The sequence below is a fragment of the Pseudomonas reinekei genome (genome assembly GCF_001945365.1).
GTDB lineage: Bacteria > Pseudomonadota > Gammaproteobacteria > Pseudomonadales > Pseudomonadaceae > Aquipseudomonas > Aquipseudomonas reinekei.
The window spans coordinates 1-1,165 of the sequence record NZ_MSTQ01000051.1; the positions used below are offsets into that span (position 1 = coordinate 1).

Sequence of the window (1,165 nt, forward strand, 5' to 3'; positions counted from 1 at the left end):
AAACAACGCCGTACCTTTTCCCCTGAGTTCAAACGCGAGGCTGCCGACCTCGTTCTCAAGCAGGATTACAGCTTCATTGAGGCCAGCCGCTCGCTTGGTGTCGGCGAGTCTGCTTTGCGCCGATGGGTCGACCAGGTGCAGCAAGAACGCACGGGCGTCACTCCGCAGAGCAAAGCACTGACCCCGGAGCAGCAGAAAATCCAAGAGCTGGAAGCCCGAATTGCTCGCCTTGAGCGGGAAAAATCGATCTTAAAAAAGGCTACCGCGCTCTTGATGTCGGAAGATCTCGAGCGTTCGCGCTGATTGACCAGTTGAGCATCCACGAGCCGGTTGATTGGCTGTGCAAGGTATTTGAAGTGACCCGCTCGTGCTACTACGCTCGGCGTCTCAGGCGCCGCACACCGGATGTAGAGCGCCTTCGATTGCGCAGTCGGGTGAACGAGTTGTTCACCCAAGGCCGCAGTGCTCCCGGTAGCCGTAGCATCATGGCCATGATGCAGGACGACGGCGAGGAGATCGGGCGATTCAAGGTGCGAAGCCTGATGCGCGAGCTGGAGTTGGTCAGCAAACAACCGGGATCGCATGCTTACAAAAAGGCGACGGTCGAGCGGCCCGACATCCCTAATAGTTTGAACCGGGAATTTGATGTGCCCGCTCCTGACCACGTCTGGTGTGGCGATATCACTTACATTTGGGCTCAAGGGAAATGGCAGTATCTGGCGGTTGTGCTAGATCTTTTTGCCCGCCGTGTTGTGGGCTGGGCGTTGTCGGGAAAGCCGGATGCCGACTTGGTCATCAAGGCCTTGGACATGGCTTACGAGCAGCGAGGGAAGCCTCAGGGTTTGCTGTTCCACTCCGACCAAGGCTCGCAATATGGAAGCCGGAGTTTTCGCCAGCGCCTTTGGCGATATCGCATGCGTCAGAGCATGAGCCGGCGAGGAAATTGTTGGGATAATGCGCCGATGGAGCGGGTGTTCAGGAGCCTGAAAACCGAGTGGATACCGACCATAGGTTACACGACGGTCCAACAAGCTCAGCGGGATATCAGCCATTTTTTGATGCACCGATACAACTGGATTCGACCGCACCAATTTAATGGTGGGCTGCCACCGGCTCAGGCCGAGAAAAAACTTAACGTCGTGTCCGGGATCAGTTGACCACTACA

At 56.7% G+C, this 1,165-nt stretch carries 1 protein-coding gene; it reads left to right on the plus strand.

From position 1 onward, the window contains the following. Window positions 1–1,157 (plus strand): IS3 family transposase gene (locus BVK86_RS28920; protein WP_139315822.1). Its coding sequence is split into 2 segments (ribosomal slippage), with 1,158 coding nucleotides annotated over them: window positions 1–247 and window positions 247–1,157; the frame shifts between segments, so codons are not numbered across the junction. This gene is flagged as partial in the annotation. Between the last annotated feature and the right edge of the window lie 8 nt (window positions 1,158–1,165).